We start from the raw sequence: 20,528 nt of genomic DNA, 5'->3' as shown, positions 1-20,528 counted from the left end.
CTAATCAGCGCCGTTCAGCGCCAGATCACCACGGTTTTGCGCCGTCATGTCGATGAATGTCCGTATTGTGCCGACGCGTGCCCGGACCGGCGGCTGTTTGTCCCGTATCCCCGCACGTGCTGAAATTCCAGCTACCCCTGTCGTTCTCGTGTCGGCCCGCACCCGGCGCCGGGCACGGGGCACGGGGGTAGCGCTGGATTGATCCATGGCCGTCAGACGGCCGAGAGGTAGTTGTCGAGTGAGGCGTAAGCAGCAACCCGCCCCGCAGCGGCGCTCCGAGCCCCGCCAGAGCGAGCCGAACGGTAGCGCAGCGGCCCCGGCCGGATTCTCCGCGTTCACCCCCGCCGAGGAGCGCGGCCAGACCGCGCCCGCACCGGACCCCGCGGCCAAGCCGAAGGAACTCCGGACCGGCGGCCCGCAGGCACAGGGCGACGACGGCGCCGGCCGCTACGACTTCCTCCGCCCGCGCAACTGGCGCGTGCCGACCCGCCTGATCGCGATCCTGCTGATCCCCGTGATCATCAGCATCGTCTTCGGTGGTCTCCGCGTGAACACCTCGATCGACGGCTTCATCAAGGCCTCCCGGGCCGAGAAGACCGCCGAGCTCGCCAAGGCGGCCACCGAGCTCGCCGAGGCGCTCGAGAACGAGCGTGACAAGACCCTGATACCCCTGATGACCAAGCAGGACCCGAACGGCGAGGTCGCCAAGCGCCGCGCGGACACGGACGCCGCCCTGAAGGCGTACAACGCCGCCTACGCGGCCTCCGACAAGTCCGGCGAGCTGCCGCGCCGCCACGAGGCCTTCCAGGTCCTCGTCGGGGACCTCCCGCACCTGCGGTCCGTCGCCTACAGCGGCGAGCTGTTCGCCAGCGCCACCGCGAACGCGTACTCGACGATGTTCTCGCCGCTGCTGGCCTACGACAACTCGGTCGGCAACGGCTCCTCCAACGCCACCAGCAAGGGCCGCGCGATCTACGCGATGTCCCTGGCCAAGGCCGCCGCCTCGTCCGAGCGCTCGCTGATGCTGAGCATCCTGATCGGCGCCTCGCAGGGCACGACCACGCGGTACGAGAACCAGGACATGACCCAGCAGATCCTGGTGTCGGAGAAGCTGGAACAGGTCTCGCTCAACGAGTTCAACACCGGTAGCGCCCCCGAGGACGCCCGCAAGTACTCGGACGCGCAGGTCGCCCTGGACACCTCCCAGGACCGCTCGGCCTACAAGATGCCCAACGGCTCCGCGCCGACCATGCAGAGCCTGCTGGCGATCGCCGCCAAGTACGCCGAGGCCGCCGCCATCGGCCAGGGGAACGGCAAGGCCGCGGCCGACGCCGCGTTCGCCGAGGTCAAGAACGCCGGCCTGACGCCGGACAACTGGAACCAGGCCGCCAACACCCACATCCAGGCCCTGCGGAACACCGAAGTCGCGCTGCTCAACGACGTCCTCAAGGACTCCCGCGACCTCAAGGACAACGCGCTCTACGACGCCATCCTGAACTCCGGCATCGTCCTCGTCGCGCTCGTCCTGGCCGGTGTGATGACCGGCTACGTCGCCCGCTCGATGGTCCTCGGCATGCGGACCCTGCGCAACGCCGCCCTGGAGATCGCCGACCACCGCCTGCCGGACCTGGTCGAGAAGCTCTCCAAGACCGACCCGGACCGGGTCGACACCTCGGTGACCCCGATCCCGCTGCACGGCAAGGACGAGATCGGCGAGGTCGCCCGGGCCTTCGACCAGGTCCACCGGCAGGCCGTCGAACTCGCCGCCGAGCAGGCGCTGCTGCGAGGCAACGTCAACGCGATCTTCACCAACCTGTCGCGCCGCAGCCAGAGCCTGATCCAGCGCCAGCTGGCGCTGATCACCGACCTGGAGAACAACGAGGCCGACCCGGACCAGCTGGAGAACCTCTTCAAGCTGGACCACCTCGCCACCCGTATGCGCCGCAACGGTGAGAACCTGCTCGTCCTCGCGGGCGAGGAGGCCGGCCGCCGCTGGAACACCCCGGTCCCGCTGGTCGACGTGCTCCGCGCCGCCGCGTCCGAGGTGGAGCAGTACGAGCGCGTCGAGCTCTCCGGCATCCCGGAGGTCGAGGTCGTCGGCGGCGCCGTGACCGACCTCGTCCACCTGCTCGCCGAGCTGCTGGAGAACGCCACCTCGTTCTCCAGCCCGCAGACCCGGGTGCTGGTCAACGCCACCCGCCTGCCGGACGGCCGGGTGCTGGTCGAGATCCACGACAAGGGCATCGGCCTCACCGCCGACGACTTCGCCGAGATCAACGAGAAGCTGGCCGACCCGCCCACGGTCGACGCCACCATCTCCCGCCGCATGGGCCTGTTCGTGGTCGGCCGGCTGTCCCAGCGGCACGACATCCGCGTCCAGCTCCGCCCCTCCGGCGAGTCGGCCGGCACCACCTCGCTGGTCATGCTCCCGCCGTTCGTCACCCAGTCCGGCCCGGCCCCGGAGCCGGAGGAGCAGTTCACCGTCTCCCGGATCTTCGCCGACCAGGAGCCGACCGCCCAGTGGCCCCAGGACAACCGCGCCCGCAGCGCCGCCGAGCTGGGCTTCGACGACCACCTCACGGGCAGCGGCAACGCCGGCTCCAGCGGGTTCAGCCCGGCCCTGGAGGCCGTCCAGCGCTCCCAGCGCCTCGACCAGGTCCGCCGTGCGGCCCTGGAGAGCGGCCCGCACGACCCGGTGCTCGACGCCGAGGTCGAGGAGGACTACCAGCAGGGCTACGACCCGTACGCCCCGCAGGGCTTCCAGCAGCAGCCCGCCTACGCGGACGACCAGTACGGCTACGACCAGGGCGGCTACGCCCAGGACGGCTACGACCCGTACCCGCAGCAGCAGGGCTACGACCAGAACGCCGCCTACGCGGACGATCGGTACAGCGCGGACGACCAGTACGGCTACGACCAGGGCGGCTACCAGCAGGACGGCTACAACGGCCAGGACCAGTACGGTCACCAGGCCCAGGAAGCCCCGGCCGGCCACCCGTACACCCCGGAGCCGCCCGCCCTGCCGGCCGCCGAGCCCACCACCACCCTGCCGTCCGGGCTGCCGCAGCGCCGCCCCGGCCAGCAGCTGGCGGGCGGGGGCCTCGGCTCCGCGCCGGCCGGTGCCGTCCCGTCCGGCGACGGTCCGAACTGGTTCGCGGGCGCCAAGGACACCTCGGCCGTCCAGGAGCCGCGCGGCGGCCACGACGTGTCGGCCCTCGGTGGATACGGCCCGACCGGCCCGACCACCTCCCCCTGGCAGTCGCCCAACGACGGCGACTGGCAGCGGGCCGAGCAGCTGCGCGAGCCCAGCTCCAGCGGCACCACCGACTCCGGACTGCCGCGGCGCGTGCCCAAGCAGAACCTGGTGCCCGGGAACGCCAAGCCCACCCCGATGGACGGGCCGGCGGTCTCCCGCAACCCGGAGGAGGTCCGCGGCCGTCTCACCAACCTGCGCCGCGGCGTGGAGCAGGGCCGCAGCGTCGGCAACACCGGAAGCTTCCGGATCGACCCCGATCAGGTAGACCAGTCCGGCAACGGACAGAACCGCAGCACCGATCTCTTCGGCGGCTCGAACCACCAGGAGCGTTGAGTTGACCCAGATGAGCCAGGCCGCACAGAACCTGAACTGGCTGATCACCAATTTCGTGGACAACACCCCCGGGGTGTCCCACACCGTGGTGGTCTCCGCCGACGGCCTCCTGCTGTGCATGTCCGAGGGCTTCCCCCGGGACCGCGCCGACCAGCTCGCCGCCGTTGCCTCCGGCCTCACCTCCCTCACCTCCGGCGCCAGCCGGATCTTCGAGGGTGGCGAGGTCAACCAGACCGTCGTCGAGATGGAACGAGGCTTCCTCTTCCTGATGGCCATCAGCGACGGCTCCGCCCTCGCCGTCCTCGCCGCACCCGACTCCGACATCGGCCTCGTCGGCTACGAGATGGCCCTGCTCGTCGACCGCGCCGGCGCCGTCCTCACCCCCGCACTCCGCGCAGAACTCCAGGGCAGTCTCCTGCACTGACGGTTCGTCGGATACCGTCCAGGTATTCGAAGCACCTCCGCGCCCGTCCCGGGCCCGCTTCGGCGGGCTCGGGTTCGGGCGTTGTACGGCCTTCGCACCACCGGCTCCGGACCACGCCCGGAGCCTGCACCGCACCGCCGCACCCTGTGAGGAGAGGAACCGTGACACCGCCCGACGACCGCAGCGGCCAATACGGGATTCCGTACGGCACAGGCCATGACGCCTTCGGAGCCCCGGGCGCCGGCCACGGTCAGCGATACGACCGGCACCAGTACGGGCAGCCCCAGGCGCCCTACGGCATGCCGCAGGAGCAGTACGGCCAGCACCAGCAGTACGGCCACTACGAGCAGTTCGGCCCGCCGCAGCCCGGCCACGGCGCCCCGGCCCCCGGTTACCCGGCCCCGGCGCCCGGCTACCGGCAGCCGGCCCAGCAGCCAGGCCACGTCGAGGAGTTCGACGACGAGCCGGACGCCGGCCCGCTCATCCGGCCGTTCGCGATGACCGGAGGCCGCACCCGGCCGCGCTACGAACTCGCGCTGGAGGCCCTGGTCTCCGCCGACGTCGACCCGCAGCGCCTCGCCACCCTGCTCCCCGAGCACCAGCGGATCTGCACGCTGTGCACGGAGGTCAAGTCCGTCGCGGAGGTGTCGGCCCTGCTCTCCCTCCCGCTGGGAGTGGCCCGCATCCTCGTCGCCGACCTCGCCGAAGCCGGCCTGGTCGCCATCCACCAGCCCGCATCCGGGGGCGAATCCGGAAACCAGCCCGACGTCACGCTGCTCGAAAGGGTCCTCAGTGGACTTCGCAAGCTCTAACGCGGCCGCCCCCACCCGCGCCACCACCTCCGCGAAGATCGTCATCGCGGGCGGTTTCGGTGTCGGCAAGACCACGCTCGTCGGCGCCGTCTCCGAGATCAACCCCCTGCGAACCGAAGCCGTCATGACCTCGGCCTCCGCCGGCATCGACGACATCAGCCACGTCTCCGGCAAGACGACCACCACCGTCGCCATGGACTTCGGCCGCATCACCCTCGACGAAGACCTCATCCTCTACCTCTTCGGCACCCCCGGACAGGACCGCTTCTGGTTCATGTGGGACGACCTCGTCCGAGGCGCCATCGGAGCCATCGTCCTCGTCGACACCCGCCGCCTCGCCGACTGCTTCCCCGCCCTCGACTACTTCGAGAACAGCGGACTGCCCTTCGTCGTCGCCCTCAACGGCTTCGACGGACACCAGCCCCACACCCCCGACGAGGTCCGCGAAGCCCTCCAACTCGGCGCCGACACCCCGGTCATCACGCTCGACGCGCGCCGCCGCGACAGCGCCAAGAGCGCCCTCATCACCCTCGTCGAACACGCCCTCCTGGCCCGACTCCGCTGACGAACCCGTTTGCGGCCTCCACGACTTCGCCAAGTCGTGGGGGCCGCGGGCGGGTTCGGGGCCGCTACTCGGCGGGCTCCAGGCCGGCGCGGATCAGGCCGTAGGTGTACGCGTCCTCAAGCGCCAGCCAGGAGGCGGCGATCACGTTGTCCGCCACGCCGACCGTGGACCAGGTCGCGGTGCCGTCGGTCGACTCGATCAGCACCCGGGTCTTCGATCCGGTGCCGTGCTGCCCCTCCAGGATGCGGACCTTGTAGTCCACCAACTCGAAGCCGGCCAGCGGCGGGTAGATCCCCTCCAGGGCCGTCCGCAGCGCCTGGTCCAGCGCGTTGACCGGGCCGTTGCCCTCGCCGGTGGCGATCCGGCGCTCGCCCTTGGCCCACAGCTTGACCGTCGCCTCGTTGCCCGTGAAGCCCTTCGGGCCCTGCTCGCTGATGGTCCGCCAGGACTCCAGGGTGTAGAAGCGGTCCCGGCTGCCGCGCACCTCGTCGCGCAGCAGCAGCTCGAAGGAGGCGTCCGCGGACTCGTAGGTGTAGCCGTGGCTCTCCTGCTCCTTGACCCGGGCCACCACCCGGCCCGCGAGGTCCCGGTCGGTGGACAGGTCGTAGCCGAGCTCCTTGCCCTTGAGCTCGACCGAGGCCCGGCCGGCCATGTCGGAGACCAGCATCCGCATGGTGTTGCCGACCAGCTCGGGGTCGGTGTGCTGGTAGAGGTCCGGGTCGACCTTGATCGCGGAGGCGTGCAGGCCCGCCTTGTGCGCGAAGGCCGAGTAGCCGACGTACGGCTGGTGGGTGGACGGCGCCAGGTTGACCAGTTCGGCGATCGCGTGCGAGATCCGGGTCATCTCGGCCAGCCGGCCGGCCGGCAGCACCCGGCGGTCGTACTTCAGCTCCAGCGCGCCGACCACCGGGAACAGGTTGGCGTTGCCGACCCGCTCCCCGTAGCCGTTCGCCGTGCACTGTACGTGGGTCGCGCCGGCGTCCACCGCGGCCAGGGTGTTGGCCACCGCGCAGCCCGTGTCGTCCTGGGCGTGCATGCCGAGCCGGGCGCCGGTCGCGGCCAGCACGTCCGCGACGGTCTCCCGCACGCCGGCCGGCAGCATCCCGCCGTTGGTGTCGCACAGCACCACCACGTCCGCGCCCGCCCGGTGCGCGGTGCGGACCACCGCGAGGGCGTACTCGCGGTTCGCCCGGTAGCCGTCGAAGAAGTGCTCGCAGTCGATGAACACCCGCCGGCCCTGGGAGCGCAGGAACTCGACGCTGTCCCGGATCATCTCCAGGTTCTCGTCCAGCGTGGTGCGCAGCGCCAGCTCGACGTGCCGGTCGTGCGCCTTGGCGACCAGGGTGACCACCGGGGCACCGGAGGAGACCAGCGCCGCCAGCTGCGGGTCCTCGGCCGCCTTGCCGCCGGCCCGGCGAGTGGCGCCGAAGGCCACCAGCTGCGCCTGCTTCAGCTCCAGTTCGGCGGCGGCGCGGGCGAAGAACTCGGTGTCGCGCGGGTTCGCCCCGGGCCAGCCGCCCTCGATGAAGCCCACCCCGAAGTCGTCCAGGTGCCGGGCGATGGCCAGCTTGTCCGCCACCGTCAGGTTGATGCCCTCGCGCTGGGCGCCGTCGCGCAGGGTGGTGTCGAAGACGTGGAAACTGTCGTCGGTACGGCTGACCTCGGTCATGACCTCTGGTTCTCCGTTTCGGGGAGGTTCGTACTGCTCTGCCGGATTCTTCGTCCCGGCTCCACTGTCCAGCATCCCGCGCGCGGCCCCGGTGTCCCCGAGCCCTTCGTGGGGGCTCTCGGCCGGTCCGGGGAAACAAAAAGACCCCTCGCGGGTGCGAGAGGTCTGCGCGCGGGTCTGGACGCTGGTGGTCGCTCCGCATCGGGTCCTGCGGGAGCGGTCACTGCGGACCGGCGCGCCTGCTGCTAATCATCAGCGAAAGCGAGGACACGCTGGCAGTCTGGCACACCCTCCACGATCCGGCCCGCGCGTCTCGCGATGCGAAACGGCGCAGGCCGGAGGGGGTGGCGGGCGTTCCCGGGATCAGACGATCTTGTGCAGCCAGCCGTGGGTGTCCGGCCGCTCGCCGCCCTGGATGGCGAGCAGGGCGCGGCGCAGCTCCATGGTGACCGGGCCGGGCTCGCCGGTGCCGACCGTCCAGTCCGCGGCCGCCGACTTCACCGAGCCGACGGGGGTGATGACGGCGGCGGTGCCGCAGGCGAACACCTCGGTGAGGGTGCCGTCCGCGTTGCCCTGCTGCCACTCCTCGGTGGAGATCCGGCGCTCCTCGACGGCGTAGCCGAGGTCCGAGGCCAGGCGCAGCAGCGAGTCGCGGGTGATGCCGGGCAGCAGCGCGCCGGACAGCTCCGGGGTGACGATCTTCGCGTCCTTGCCCTCGCCGAAGACGAAGTACAGGTTCATGCCGCCCATCTCCTCGACCCACCGGTGCTCGGCGGCGTCGAGCCAGACCACCTGGTCGCAGCCCTTGCCCGCGGCCTCGGCCTGGGCGACCAGCGAGGCGGCGTAGTTGCCCGCGCACTTGGCGGCGCCGGTGCCGCCGGGCGCGGCCCGGACGTACTCCTTGGACAGCCACACCGAGACCGGCTTGACGCCGCCCGGGAAGTAGGCGCCGGCCGGCGAGGCGATGATCATGAAGAGGTAGGAGTTCGACGGGCGCACGCCCAGGCCGACCTCGGTGGCGAACATGAACGGCCGCAGGTACAGGCTCTGCTCGGGCTCGTTCGGCACCCACTCCTGCTCCTGGGTGACCAGCAGCTCGACGGCCTCGACGAACGCCTCGACCGGCAGCTCCGGCATCGCCAGGCGGCGGGCGGAGGCCTGGAAGCGCAGGGCGTTGGCCTCCGGGCGGAAGGTGGAGATCGAGCCGTCCTGCTGGCGGTAGGCCTTGAGGCCCTCGAAGATCGCCTGGCCGTAGTGCAGGGTCATGTTCGCCGGGTCCATCTCCACCGGCGCGTACGGGACCAGCTGGGCGTCGTGCCAGCCGCGGCCCTCCGTCCAGCGGATCGTGACCATGTGGTCGGTGAAGACGCGGCCGAAGCCGGGGTTGATCAGCCGCGCCTCGCGCTCCGTTGCGGACAGCGGGTGCGCGGAGGGCTTGAGGTCGAACGTGATGGGCGCCTGGGTGGGCGTGCTCATGGCTGTTTCCTTCACCGTGGGGTTGGTTCGGGCCGCCACCGCCACCACCCCGTTCCGGTGGGGAACCCGGAACGGAGGCACGACGGCACGGCCCACTGTCGATACTCGCATCCAGAGGGCCGCGCCGAACAGTTGCCCGCTCCTTGGAGCGCTGCAAGCTGCCGTTATACGGTCCGGCCCGGGGGCCGGAACCTTTGTCGGTGCCGGCCCCCTCAGCCGGATACTCGGGCGGCGAGCGCGTCGCCGACCTGGGCGGTGCTGCGCGGGGCGTCCGTGCGTCCGGCGAGGTCCGCCGCGACGGCGGCCTCCACCCGCGCGGCCTCGGCGGCGAAGCCGAGGTGCTCCAGCAGCATGGCGACGGAGAGCACGGTGGCGGTCGGGTCCGCCTTGCCCTGGCCGGCGATGTCCGGGGCCGAGCCGTGCACCGGCTCGAACATGGACGGGAACTCGCCGCCGGGGTTGATGTTGCCGCTCGCGGCCAGGCCGATCCCGCCGGTGACGGCGGCCGCCAGGTCGGTCAGGATGTCGCCGAACAGGTTGTCGGTGACGATGACGTCGAAGCGCTCCGGCTGGGTGACGAAGAAGATCGTCGCCGCGTCGACGTGCAGGTAGTCGGTGGTGACCTCGGGGAACTCCCGGCCGACCTCGGCGAAGATCCGCGTCCACAGGTGCCCGGCGTGCACCAGCACGTTGTTCTTGTGCACCAGGGTCAGCTTCTTGCGCGGCCGCGCCTGGGCCCGCCGGTAGGCGTCCCGGACCACGCGCTCGATGCCGAACGCCGTGTTGAGGCTGACCTCGGTGGCCACCTCCTGCGGCGTCCCGGCGCGCAGCGTGCCGCCGTTGCCGACGTACGGGCCCTCGGTGCCCTCGCGGACGACCACGAAGTCGATCTCCGGCTGCCCCGCCAGCGGCGACGCCACCCCGGGGAACAGCCGGCCCGGCCGCAGGTTGATGTGGTGGTCGAAGGCGAACCGCAGCTTGAGCAGCAGCCCCCGCTCCAGCACTCCGGACGGCACGCTCGGGTCCCCGATGGCGCCCAGCAGGATCGCGTCGTGCGACTTGAGCTCCGCCAGCACGTCGTCCGGCAGCGTCTCCCCGGTCCGGTGGTAGCGCCGGGCCCCGAGGTCGTACTCGGTGGTCTCCAGCTTCACGTCGGCGGGAAGCACGGCGCCCAGGACCTTCAGGCCCTCGGCCACCACTTCCTGGCCGATGCCGTCACCCGGGACTACTGCGAGACGAATGGTGCGAGACATGCTCGGACCTTACTGCGGCGTCCCATGGGCTGACACCTGGCGTCCATCATTCGGACGCGCCAGGTCAGGACGATCCCCACCGGGAACGGCCGGCCTTCCCCGACGCCACTCGTTCGAGGGAGCGCGGGTGACCAGGGGTGCGCCGGGGGCGCGCTTAGGGTGGCGAGGTTGGGGAGAACTCGCAGAACGGGGCGCGTGGATTGAGATCCGATCGGCGGCGGGAGGTGCTGGTCTGCGGGGGTGCGGCCGGGCTGGCGGCGGGCGGGTACGCGCTGGCGGCGGGGCTGACCGGGCGGTGGCCGGCCGGGGCGGGGGAGGTCGCGGTGCCGTTCCACGCGCACCTGTGGGACCTGCTGCACGGGCGGGCCTCCGGGGACCTGCTGTTCAACTGGAACAGCGGCTACGGCGCCCCGTTCCTGGCGGACTTCTTCGCCTACCTGATGAACCCGTTCTCCTGGCTCACCGCGCTCCTCCCCCGCGACCAGGGGCGACTCGCCGTCTTCCTGGTCGTGCTGGCCACCATCGGCCTGGCCACCGCCCTGATGGCCCACCTGCTGGGCCGCGTGCACCCCGGCCCGCGGTGGCTGCGGGCGCTCGCCGCGCTCGGGTACGGGCTGTGCGCCTGGGTGCTGGACGTCGGCGGGGCGGCGCCGATGTGGTTGTGGGGCCTGGTGTCGCTGCCGCTGCTCGGGCTGGCCGGTGACTGGTGCCTGCGCGAGCGCCGCTGGGCGGCGGGTTCGCTGTGCGTGACGCTCGCCTGGGCGGGCAACCTGTACACCGCCGCGCTGGCCACCCTGGTGGCCGGACTCCTGTTCGCCGTCCGGCTGTTCGCGACGCCGCGGCCGTTCCGGCACCGGGTCCGGGCGACCGGCCGGGCGGTGACGATGGTGACCACCGGCGTGCTGCTCGCCGCCCCGGTGCTGTTCGTCGCGGTCCGGGCGGCCCGCGGCGCCCAGCCGGAGTCCCCGGTGCAGCCGCTCGGCCCGACCGGGGTGAGCGCGCACCTGGCCCAGCTGCTGCCGCCGACGCACGGCGGCCGGCCGCTGCCGGACGTGGCGATCGGGGTGCTGGGGCTGCTCCTGGTGTGCGGGCTGCCGTTCAACCGCCGGGTGCGGGCCCGGGAGCGGGCGGTGTGGTGCGCGGCGCTGGTGCTGGTGGTGCTGACCTTCCTCTGGACGCCGACCGTGCTGGTCTGGCACGGCCTGGCGATCCCGGCCGGCGGGCCGTACCGGGTGGCGTTCGTGCTGAGCGGGCTGCTCGTGCTGGCCGGCTGGGTGTCGCTGGCGCACCGGCCGGACCGGCTGACCCTGCTGGGCGGCGCGGGGGTGGTCGCGGTGATCGCCGTGCTGGCGGCGACCCGGCACTCGGTGCCCGCCTCCACCTGGGCGCTGCTCGGCGCCGCCGGCACGGTGCTGCTGGCCGCGCTGTGGGCACTGGACCTCCGGCACACCGACCGCCGGGTGAACGCCGTCGCCACCTGGGTGGTCGGCGGCGCGGTGCTCGGCAACGCCGTCTGGTCCGGGTACGCGGCGATCGGCGCGGCCCCGGCGCCGGCGGGCGGCGCCTCCCCGGCGGCCGTCCGGGCCGGGCACGCGGCGGTGCGGGGCGCCGACGACTGGCCGCTCGGGCGCAGCGACCCGGGCCCGCACGCCTTCACCAGCAACGACCCGCTGCTGCTGGCCGGCCAGGGCGGCGGCTACTTCAGCGGCTCCCTGCCGACCGTCACCGCCCAGCTGCTGCACGACCTGGGCGCGGGCTGGACGGCCGGCGGGCGGCAGACCGCCAGCGTCACCGACCCGGTGGGGCAGGCGCTGTTCGCCGTCCGCGCGCACCTGGACGACGGCCCGCCCCCGCTGGGCTTCACCCCGGGCCGGGCGGCCGCGCCGCCGCTGGTGACCGTGCTGGCGCCGGGGGCCCGGCCGGACACCTCCTCGGTGTGGTCGCGGCAGGAGTCGCTGCTCGGCAGCCAGGTGTACGACGCGCCGCTGCCCGTCCCGGCCGGCGGGCCGGCGCCGACCCTGCACGGCACCAGCGGCTGGTCGGTGCCCGGCGGCGCGGAGGCGACGGTGTTCACGGCGAGCTGCACGCCGGGCGGGACGGCCTACTTCCACGGGGTCTGGTACCGGGGCGAGGTGAGCGGGCTGGGCACCGTCTTCCGCAGCGAGGGCGAGCAGCCGACCACGGCCGTGGCGATCCACCGGCTGGGGCCGGTCCCGGCGGACGGCGTGGTCCGGGTCACGCTCCGATCGGACGTGGTGAGCCAGGTGCCCGCCCGGCCGATCGGCTGCCTGCGGGCGGGCGCGCTGGAGGCGGCCGTGGCCCGGCTGTCGGCGACCGGCGCGACCCGGGTCCAGGCCGGCGGGCACACCCTGACCGCGACGCTGCCGGCGGGCTCCACCGGCACCGCGCTGCTGTCCGTCCCGGCGACGGAGGGCTGGACCTGCGCGGTGGACGGCGGCGCCCCCGCGGTGCCCGGCCGGGTGCTCGGCATGATCGGCGTGCCGCTGGGCGGCGGCGCCTCCCGCGTGGCCTGCGCCTTCCGCCCGTCCGGCCTCACCGAGGGCCTGACGGTCGCCTCCGGCGCGGCGGCGGTGCTCGCCCTGGTCGCGATCTTCGACCGCCTCGCCCGCCGCCGCCCGGCCCACGTGCCGCGCCGCGAACGCCGCCGCGCGGCGGCGGCCCCGGGCGAGGCCTGAGGCCCCGCTCCCCGCAAGCCCCCGCACGCGCGGGCGGCCCGCCGGTCGCACCGGCGGGCCGCCCGTTCCCTCACGCGGCCGTCAGGGCAGCGCGACCACCTCCGCCCGCCGCTCGGCCGGGTTGAAGTGGTGGAGCAGCAGCAGCCGGGAGGTGTCGCCGGGCGCCCGGTGGACGTCGAGGACGGTGCCGGCCTGGGCCGGCTCGGCGACGGCGGTGGGCCCGCCGAGACCGGCCTGGACGGTGAGCGCCGGGTGCAGGACGTCGATCGGCACGTTCGGCCGGGTGCCGCGCAGGCCGATCGAGGAGTAGGCCTCGGCCGGGTCGGGCTTGCCGGAGGACGCGGTGCCGGTCCACACGCCGTAGCGGACGGTGCTGCTGCCGGGCCGCACGCCGGGCAGGGCGCTCAGCCGGACGGGCAGCACGAGGACGTCGCTGTCCAGCAGCCCGGTGTCGGCGTCGCCCCAGCGGGCGTTGAGCGGCTGGACGTCGAGCTCCGCACCGGTGCGGGCGTCGAGGGCGCGGGAGACCAGGACGTCGCTGCCGCGCAGCCGGTCGGCCTTGAGGATGACGTCGGTGACGCCGTCGCCGTCGGTGTCCAGCGAGACCCGCACGCCGTAGAGCCCGACCGGGGTGGCGCTGGGGGCCCACAGCCGGACGCCGACGTACAGCTGGTCGGCGGAGGCGGCGGCGCCCACGGCCCGCAGGTTCGCGGCGCGGTCGGTGGCGTGTGCGGCGCAGACGTCCTGCGGCTGGTCGGGGCCCTCGGCCGCGTCCTCGGGCCGGATGCCGGCGCCGGGGCCGACCGCGGCGCCGCTGTTCGGCGGGCAGTCGGGCCAGCGGGCGCCCTCGCCGCCGAGGGCGAAGGCGCTGACCAGGCCGGGCCGGTCGCCGGGCTCGGAGCTGCCGGCGAGCGCGACGAGCGTGCCGTCCCGGGTGGTGCGGGTGGAGACGGCGGCGCCGAGGTCGGTGGCCGGGCGGGGCGCGGCGAACACCGGGACGCGCAGCTGCGGCAGCGCGGTGTCGGTGACGGGGCTGAGCAGGACCTGCCCGGACAGTTCGGCCCGGTAGCTGCGGGCCTTGCCGCCCTGCACGGTGTCGATGGTCGGGTCGGGGGCGCGGCCCAGCTCGCCGGGGACGGACAGCGTGACCCGCACCCGGGCCGTCCCGCCGGCCGGCACCTCGACCTGCTCGGGGCTCACCCGGTAGGCGGCGCCCGGGAGTTCGGTGGCGGCCGCATACCCGGTGCGGTACGTCACCGGCGCGGTGCCGTGGTTGCGGAGCTCGATCTCGCGGCCGAGCTCGGTCGGCCCGCCGACCTCGACCGGCCCGAAGGAGACCCCGACCGCGCCCTCGACGGCCCCCTCCCCCGCCGCGTAGGCGACGACGGGCGTGCGGACGGCCCGGTCGACCTGGGCCCGCCCGGCCCCGGCGCGCTCCGGCCCGTAGACCGGCCCGGTGTGGTCGTCGCCGAGGTGGGTGTCGGCGGCGGTGTTCATCAGCGCGGCCTTGACCTGGTCGACCGGCCAGTCCGGGTGGGCGGCCCGGACCAGCGCGGCGAGGCCGGTGACGTGCGGGGTGGCCATCGAGGTGCCGTTCTCGCGCTGGCCGCCGGTGCCGCTGCCGACCAGCGCGGACCAGATGGTCTCGCCGGGCGCGGCGAGGTCGGGCTTGACCACGCCGGGCACCCCGATGCCGCGCGAGGTGAAGTCGGTGAGGGTGTCGGCCCGGCCGGGCTGGAGCTGGGAGACCGAGCCGTGCAGCGTGTTGCCGGGGCCGGTCAGCCGGACCCGGACGGGCCCGGCGGCCGCGGCCTGCCGGAGCCGTTCGCCGTCCGCGCGGGCGAGCAGGACGGCCGGGACGCGGTCGTCCCCGGCGATCTCGGCGAGGTGGTCGGTGTCGGCGGCGTAGAGCGCGCCGATCGCCCCGGCGTCGGCGGCGTGGTCGGCGCGCGGGCCGGAGTTGCAGGCCCGGTCGGGGTCGCGGGTGTTCCAGGTGAGGACCGCGATCTTCCCGGCGAGCCGCTGCCGGTCGGCGTCGCTGAACGCCGCGCAGCCGTCCGACTGGTCGGCGGGCAGGGCGAGTTCACCGCTCACCTCGGTGCCGGTCCAGCCCTGGTAGCGCTCGCTCCAGTGGCCGGGGACGACGCCGGCGACCGAGTCCGGGGCGAGCACGGTGATGCCGTCGACGTCGGAGTGCCCGTGCACGGAGGCGGCCACCGCGACGGCCCGGGCGGCGGTGCCGGGGCTGCCGCCGACGCCGTACACGTCGCCCTCGTTCCCGGCGGCCGCGACGACGACGGTGCCGAGCGCGGCGAGCCGGTCGACGGCCAGCGCGTCGGCGTCGTCCGGGCTGCCGAACCGGCTGCCGAGCGAGAGGTTGACGACGTCGAGGCGGTCGCCGAGGTCGCCGTCGCCGTTGGGGTCGGCGGCCAGGTCGAGGGCCTGGGCGAGCCGGTCGGTGGAGCCGTCGCAGCCGAACACCCGGATCGCGTACAGCTGGGCGCCGGGGGCGGCGCCGGGGCCGACCCTGAACGCGGCCGGGTCGAGCCCGGGCCGGTAGGGGCCGCCGTACGGGTGGCCGTCCGCGGTGACGCCGAGACCGGCGGCGGTACCGGCGACGTGGGTGCCGTGCCCGTTGCGGGCACAGTCGATCGGGTTGTCGCTGGGGTGCGGGACGGGCTGGTGGTGCGGGGAGGACGGGTCGGGGTCGTAGTCGTCGCCGACCAGGTCCTTGCCGCCGATCACCTTGGCGGTGGGGAACAGCGCTGCGGGAGCGGGCTTGCCGCGCTCGACGGAGCGGAACGCCTCCTCGGTGCCGGGGCCGCCGAAGTCGGCGTGGGTGTAGTCGATGCCGCTGTCGATGATGCCGATCCGCACGCCCTGGCCGGTGTCGCCGGTCGCGCCGGTGCCGCCGTCCTGGGCCGCGGCGCCCTCCCAGACCTGCGGGGCGCCGGTGAGTGGGACGGAGTAGGCGTTGTCCCGCTGCTTGTTGACGATCGGGTGGACGGCCCGGACGCCGGGCAGCGCGCGCAGCGCGGCCAGCCGGTCGGCGGGCGCGTCGACGGCGAGGCCGGTGAGCAGGGTGCGGGTGCGGTAGAGCTCGCGGGCGGCGGGCGCGGCGCGGTGGACGGCGGCGGCGAACCGGTCCAGCGCCTCCCCGGCCCGGGCCCGCTGGGCGGCGCCGGCCTCGGCGGCCTCCCGGCGGACGGCGTCCGGGGAGCGCCGGGCCCGCCGGGCGCCGTCCTCGGCGCGCCGCCAGGCGGGGCCGGCCGCCTCGGTGCCGAGTTCGAGCAGGACGGACGTGGTGCGGCCGGGGCCGGTGTCCGGCGGCCCGGCGCTCGGCGGGCCGCCGGCGGCCGGGCCGGCGGTGAAAGCGGTGGCCCCGGCCAGCAGGGCCAGGGTGAGCCCGATCCGGGCGAGCGGACGGCGGACGGGTGGCAGGAGCACTGGGCCCTCTCCCCCGGCAGGGGGACTGATCCGCACACCGTGGTCGCTGACGCCCGCCCGCGCGGACGCCGATCACCCTTCCGGGGGCCCCAAATTAGGATGATCGCGCCGGGCAGGGCGAGCAACTTCCCTCGGACGGAGCGGAGTTGCACTCTACGGAGTGACCGTCCGGCCGCCCGGACGGCCCAGTCCTCCGATGAACGTCACCGCTCCTGAGGAACGCTCAGCGGTGCCCGGTCGCCCCACCGTTGTCCCGCCGGTCGAGCGAGCGCTGCAGCGCGTCGGCGGCGAAGGGGTTGCGTTCGGCGGCCCGGCGGCGGCGCGGGGCGCGGACGGAGGCGGCGGGGGCGGAGGTGACGTGACGGTCGGCGGTGGTGGGCATACCGGGCTCCTGGGAAGCGGCGCGCACGGAGGCGCGGAAAGGGAAGAGGAGGGGTACGCGCGAGAGCGGGGATCGCCCGCTCGTGACAGCGCACGCACACACGGGCCGCGCGCCCTGGCTACAGGGGCGGCACACCGTATGGCTCTTCCACGGTACGACCCCGCCCCGGCCGTGTCTGCACGAATACTCGGATTTCCTAGTATCTGAGACGGGTGTCACCCGGGAGCACGCAGCAGGGCCCGTACTGCCGTTCGACCGGCGGTACGGGCCCTGCGGAGGCCGGGAGGATCAGCCCAGGTCGACCGAGCGCGCGAAGCGGGCGCCGATCTCGGCGGCGATCACCGACAGCACGTCCTGCGGGATCTCGCTGTCCACCGTGATGGAGGCGAGCGCGCTGCCGCCGTCGCGGGCGACCTGCATGCCGGCGATGTTGATGCCCGCGTCGCCGAGGTGCTTGCCGAGCACGCCGACCACGCCGGGGCGGTCCTCGTACTTGAAGAAGGCCATGTGGTCGGTGAGCGCGACGTCCACGTCGAAGGCGTCCACGCCGACGATCTTCTGGGTCTGCTTCGGGCCGGCCAGCGTGCCGGAGATGGCGATCTCCTCGCCGTTCGCGAGGGTGCCGCGCACGGTGATCACGTTGCGGTGCTCGGGGCTCTCGCTGGAGGTGGTCAGGCGGACCTCGACGCCGCGCTCCTGCGCGAACAGCGGGGCGTTGACGTAGGACACCGTCTCCGCCACCACGTCCTCGAACACGCCCTTCAGCGCGGACAGTTCGAGCACCTTCACGTCGTGCTGGGTGATCTCGCCGCGGACCTCGACGTCGAGGCGGACGGCCACCTCGCCGGCCAGCGCGGTGAAGATCCGGCCGAGCTTCTCGGCCAGCGGCAGACCGGGGCGCACGTCCTCGGCGATCACGCCGCCCTGGACGTTGACGGCGTCCGGCACCAGCTCGCCGGCCAGCGCGAGGCGCACCGACCTGGCGACGGCGATGCCGGCCTTCTCCTGCGCCTCGTCGGTGGAGGCGCCCAGGTGCGGGGTGGCCACCACGTTGTCGAAGGCGAACAGCGGGGAGTCGGTGCACGGCTCCTTGGCGTACACGTCCAGGCCCGCGCCGGCCACCCGGCCGTCGCGCAGGGCGGCGGCGAGCGCCTCCTCGTCGACGATGCCGCCGCGCGCGGCGTTGACGATCCGGACGCTCGGCTTGACCTTGTGCAGCGCCTCGTCGCCGATCAGGCCGATCGTCTCGGGGGTCTTGGGGAGGTGGACGGTGATGAAGTCCGAGACCTCCAGCAGCTCCTCCAGCGAGACCAGCTTGACGCCCATCTGCGCGGCGCGGGCGGCCTGGATGTAGGGGTCGTACGCGACGATCTTCATGCCGAACGCGGACATCCGCTGGGCGACCAGGACGCCGATCCGGCCGAGCCCGACGACGCCGAGGGTCTTCTCGCTCAGCTCGACGCCGGTGTACTTGTTGCGCTTCCACTCGCCCTGCTTGAGCGCGGCGTTGGCCGGCGCGATGTTGCGGGCGACGGAGATCAGCAGGCCGCAGGCGAGTTCGGCGGCGGTGACGATGTTGGAGGTCGGCGCGTTGACGACCATCACGCCGGCCTTGGTGGCGGCGGCCACGTCCACGTTGTCCAGGCCGACGCCGGCGCGGGCGACCACCTTGAGCTTGCGGGCGGCGGCCAGCGCCTCCGAGTCGACCTTGGTGGCGGAGCGGATCAGGATCGCGTCGACGTCGGCGATCGCGGTCAGCAGCTCGGTGCGGTCGGCGCCGTTGCAGTGCCGGATCTCGAAGTCGGGGCCGAGGGCGTCGACGGTGGCGGGCGACAGCTCTTCGGCGATCAGTACTACGGATTTGCTCACGACAGTGTTCCTTAACTGTCCGGTTCACCCCGAGCACGTAGGTGGCGTGGCGGACGGGGGAAGGTGGCATGCCGCGTAGGTAGACGCACGACGCTGTGGGCCTGACGCGCACTCGGAGTGTATCGACGGGCTGGGTAGCGAGCTGCTCCCGTCCGGCGAAATCACCCGGACGGGAGCAGCCTACTTGTACAAGGACCCTGCAGAATTCGAGCTCGGCGAAATGGGCCGGGAGGGCTCCGAAGAAGCTCAGGCCTTCTCGTCGACCCAGCTCATCAGCGAGCGCAGCTTCTTGCCGGTGGTCTCCAGCAGGTGGTCCTCGTCGGCCTTCTTGTACTCGTTGTACTTGGGCAGGCCCGCCTTGTACTCGGCGATCCAGGTGTTGGCGAAGGTGCCGTCCTGGATCTCGGCGAGGACCTTCTTCATCTCGGCCTTGGTGGCGTCGGTGATGATCCGCGGACCGGTGACGTAGTCGCCCCACTCGGCGGTCTCGGAGACCGACCAGCGCATCTTCTCCAGGCCGCCCTCGTACATCAGGTCGACGATGAGCTTCAGCTCGTGCAGGCACTCGAAGTAGGCGATCTCCGGCTGGTAGCCGGCCTCGACCAGGGTCTCGAACCCGGCCTTCACCAGGGCGGCGGTGCCACCGCAGAGGACGGCCTGCTCGCCGAACAGGTCGGTCTCGGTCTCCTCGGTGAAGGTGGTCTTGATGACGCCGGCCTTGGTGGCGCCCAGGCCCTTGGCGTAGGACAGCGCCAGCGCGAAGGCGTTGCCGGTCGCGTCCTGCTCGACGGCGACGATCGCCGGGACGCCGCGGCCCTCCTCGTACTGACGGCGGACCAGGTGGCCCGGGCCCTTCGGGGCGACCATGCAGACGTCGACGTCCGCCGGGGGCTTGATGAAGCCGAAGCGGATGTTCAGGCCGTGGCCGAAGAACAGCGCGTCGCCGGCCTTCAGGTGCGGGGCGATGTCCGCCTCGTAGACGTCGGCCTGGATCGGGTCCGGGACGAGGATCATGATGACGTCGGCCTCGGCGGCGGCCTCGGCCGGGGTGACCACGCGCAGGCCGGCCTCCTCGGCCTTGGCGCGGGACTTGGACTCCGGCTTCAGGCCGACCCGGACGTCGGCGCCCGAGTCGCGCAGGGACAGCGCGTGGGCGTGGCCCTGGCTGCCGTAGCCGATGACCGCGACCTTGCGGCCCTGGATGATGGACAGGTCGGCGTCGTCTTCGTAGAACAGCTCGGCCACGGGGGCACATCTCCTTGCGTGGTGGTTGCCGGGGGTTCCCACCGTAGGTGGATCCGGCGCGGGTGTGGGTCGTTGCTCAAGAGGTGCCGCGCGCCGGCGCGCCCTCGGAAGGGTGGTGGCGGGCGACGGGCGGGCGAGACAGCGCCGGTCAGGCGCTGCGGTCGAGGGCGCGCAGCGACCGGTCCGTGATGGAACGGGCGCCGCGGCCGATGGCGACCAGGCCGGACTGGACCAACTCCTTGATGCCGTAAGGCTCCAGCATCCGGAGCATGGCCTCCAGCTTGTCCGAGCTGCCGGTGGCCTCGATGGTCACCGCATCGGGCGACACGTCGACGGTCTTGGCCCGGAACAGCTGGACGATCTCGACGATCTGCGACCGCGTCTCGTTGTCGGCGCGGACCTTCACCAGGACCAGTTCCCGCTGGATCGCAGCGGCCTGGTCGAGTTCGACGATCTTTATCACGTTCACGAGCTTGTTGAGCTGCTTGGTGACCTGTTCCAGCGGGAGGTCCTCGACGTTGACCACGATCGTCATCCGGGACACGTCCGGATGCTCGGTCGGGCCGACGGCGAGGGAGTCGATGTTGAAGCCCCGACGGGAGAACAGCGCGGCGATGCGGGCGAGCACGCCGGGCTTGTTCTCGACCAGGACGGAGAGGGTGTGCTTGGACATGTCTCGTTCCTCAGTCGTTCTGGAGTGAAAGGGGCGGTCAGTCGAGGTCGTCGCCGAAGTCGGGCCGGACGCCCTTGGCGAACTGGATCTCGTCGTTGCTGGTGCCGGCCGCGACCATCGGCCAGACCATGGCGTCCTGGTGGACGATGAAGTCGATGACGACCGGGCGGTCGTCGATGGCCATCGCCTGCTCGATGACGGCGTCCAGGTCCTCGGGGCGCTCGCAGCGCAGGCCGACGCAGCCCATCGCCTCGGACAGCTTCACGAAGTCCGGGATGCGGGTGCCCTGGGCCGGCGGCTCGATGCCGTCGTGGTCGGGGCCGGAGTGCAGCACGGTGTTGGAGTAGCGCTGGTTGTAGAACAGCGTCTGCCACTGGCGGACCATGCCGAGGGAGCCGTTGTTGATGACGGCGACCTTGATCGGGATG

At 73.3% G+C, this 20,528-nt stretch carries 14 protein-coding genes; 5 read left to right on the top strand and 9 right to left on the bottom strand.

The genetic code is table 11. From position 1 onward, the window contains the following. The first annotated feature begins 238 nt into the window (after positions 1-238). From ACPC54_RS32125 to ACPC54_RS32110, 4 genes are all read left to right on the top strand, one after another. Complete coding sequence (locus ACPC54_RS32125; RefSeq protein ID WP_498969911.1) at positions 239-3,589, top strand: sensor histidine kinase; 3,351 nt, start codon at positions 239-241, stop codon at positions 3,587-3,589. 10 nt (positions 3,590-3,599) lie between these two features. Further along, a complete protein-coding gene (locus tag ACPC54_RS32120) occupies positions 3,600-4,013 on the top strand; it encodes a roadblock/LC7 domain-containing protein (RefSeq protein ID WP_030291361.1) in 414 nt (137 codons plus the stop codon). Positions 4,014-4,174: 161 nt separating this feature from the next. Further along, complete coding sequence (locus tag ACPC54_RS32115) at positions 4,175-4,825, top strand: DUF742 domain-containing protein (RefSeq protein WP_498969909.1); 651 nt, start codon at positions 4,175-4,177, stop codon at positions 4,823-4,825. Next, positions 4,806-5,390 carry a GTP-binding protein gene (locus tag ACPC54_RS32110; RefSeq protein ID WP_369183104.1) on the top strand — a complete coding sequence of 195 codons (585 nt, stop codon included), beginning with the start codon at positions 4,806-4,808 and terminating at the stop codon, positions 5,388-5,390. The genes ACPC54_RS32115 and ACPC54_RS32110 overlap by 20 nt, the downstream gene beginning before the upstream one ends. A 64-nt stretch (positions 5,391-5,454) precedes the next feature. On the opposite strand, the gene cimA is transcribed toward ACPC54_RS32110, so the two are convergent. From cimA to ACPC54_RS32095, 3 genes are all read right to left on the bottom strand, one after another. Further along, positions 5,455-7,059: a citramalate synthase gene (cimA, locus tag ACPC54_RS32105; protein WP_498969907.1), complete on the bottom strand. Its 1,605-nt coding sequence runs from the start codon at positions 7,057-7,059 to the stop codon at positions 5,455-5,457. A 363-nt stretch (positions 7,060-7,422) separates the two neighbouring features. Then, complete coding sequence (locus tag ACPC54_RS32100) at positions 7,423-8,535, bottom strand: branched-chain amino acid aminotransferase (protein ID WP_498969905.1); 1,113 nt, start codon at positions 8,533-8,535, stop codon at positions 7,423-7,425. A 212-nt stretch (positions 8,536-8,747) separates the two neighbouring features. Then, on the bottom strand, positions 8,748-9,788 hold the full coding sequence (locus ACPC54_RS32095) for a 3-isopropylmalate dehydrogenase (RefSeq protein ID WP_498969904.1): 1,041 nt from the start codon (positions 9,786-9,788) through the stop codon (positions 8,748-8,750). A gap of 200 nt (positions 9,789-9,988) precedes the next feature. Here ACPC54_RS32095 and ACPC54_RS32090 point away from each other — a divergent pair, with 200 nt between their 5' ends. Next, positions 9,989-12,484 carry a YfhO family protein gene (locus tag ACPC54_RS32090; protein ID WP_498969903.1) on the top strand — a complete coding sequence of 832 codons (2,496 nt, stop codon included), beginning with the start codon at positions 9,989-9,991 and terminating at the stop codon, positions 12,482-12,484. A gap of 81 nt (positions 12,485-12,565) precedes the next feature. On the opposite strand, the gene ACPC54_RS32085 is transcribed toward ACPC54_RS32090, so the two are convergent. The 6 genes from ACPC54_RS32085 to ACPC54_RS32060 all read right to left on the bottom strand — a co-directional run. Beyond that, on the bottom strand, positions 12,566-15,931 hold the full coding sequence (locus ACPC54_RS32085) for a S8 family serine peptidase (protein ID WP_498969901.1): 3,366 nt from the start codon (positions 15,929-15,931) through the stop codon (positions 12,566-12,568). A gap of 223 nt (positions 15,932-16,154) precedes the next feature. Beyond that, entirely contained in the window at positions 16,155-16,313 is a 159-nt protein-coding gene (locus tag ACPC54_RS32080; RefSeq protein ID WP_498969899.1) for a hypothetical protein, read from the bottom strand. 288 nt (positions 16,314-16,601) lie between these two features. Next, a complete protein-coding gene (serA, locus tag ACPC54_RS32075) occupies positions 16,602-18,182 on the bottom strand; it encodes a phosphoglycerate dehydrogenase (RefSeq protein ID WP_498969897.1) in 1,581 nt (526 codons plus the stop codon). Positions 18,183-18,428: 246 nt separating this feature from the next. Beyond that, complete coding sequence (gene ilvC / locus ACPC54_RS32070; protein WP_498969896.1) at positions 18,429-19,427, bottom strand: ketol-acid reductoisomerase; 999 nt, start codon at positions 19,425-19,427, stop codon at positions 18,429-18,431. 148 nt (positions 19,428-19,575) lie between these two features. Then, positions 19,576-20,100 carry an acetolactate synthase small subunit gene (gene ilvN / locus ACPC54_RS32065; RefSeq protein WP_218202005.1) on the bottom strand — a complete coding sequence of 175 codons (525 nt, stop codon included), beginning with the start codon at positions 20,098-20,100 and terminating at the stop codon, positions 19,576-19,578. Between the two features lie 37 nt (positions 20,101-20,137). Continuing rightward, positions 20,138-20,528, bottom strand: a 391-nt coding sequence (locus tag ACPC54_RS32060) for a thiamine pyrophosphate-dependent enzyme (protein ID WP_498969895.1), incomplete at its 5' end; no start/stop codon positions are given.

The sequence above is a fragment of the Kitasatospora sp. NPDC094028 genome, assembly GCF_049543595.1.
GTDB lineage: Bacteria > Actinomycetota > Actinomycetes > Streptomycetales > Streptomycetaceae > Kitasatospora.
The sequence above is the reverse complement of the archived record's forward strand: the minus strand, read 5'-3'. Positions and strand labels throughout refer to the sequence as shown.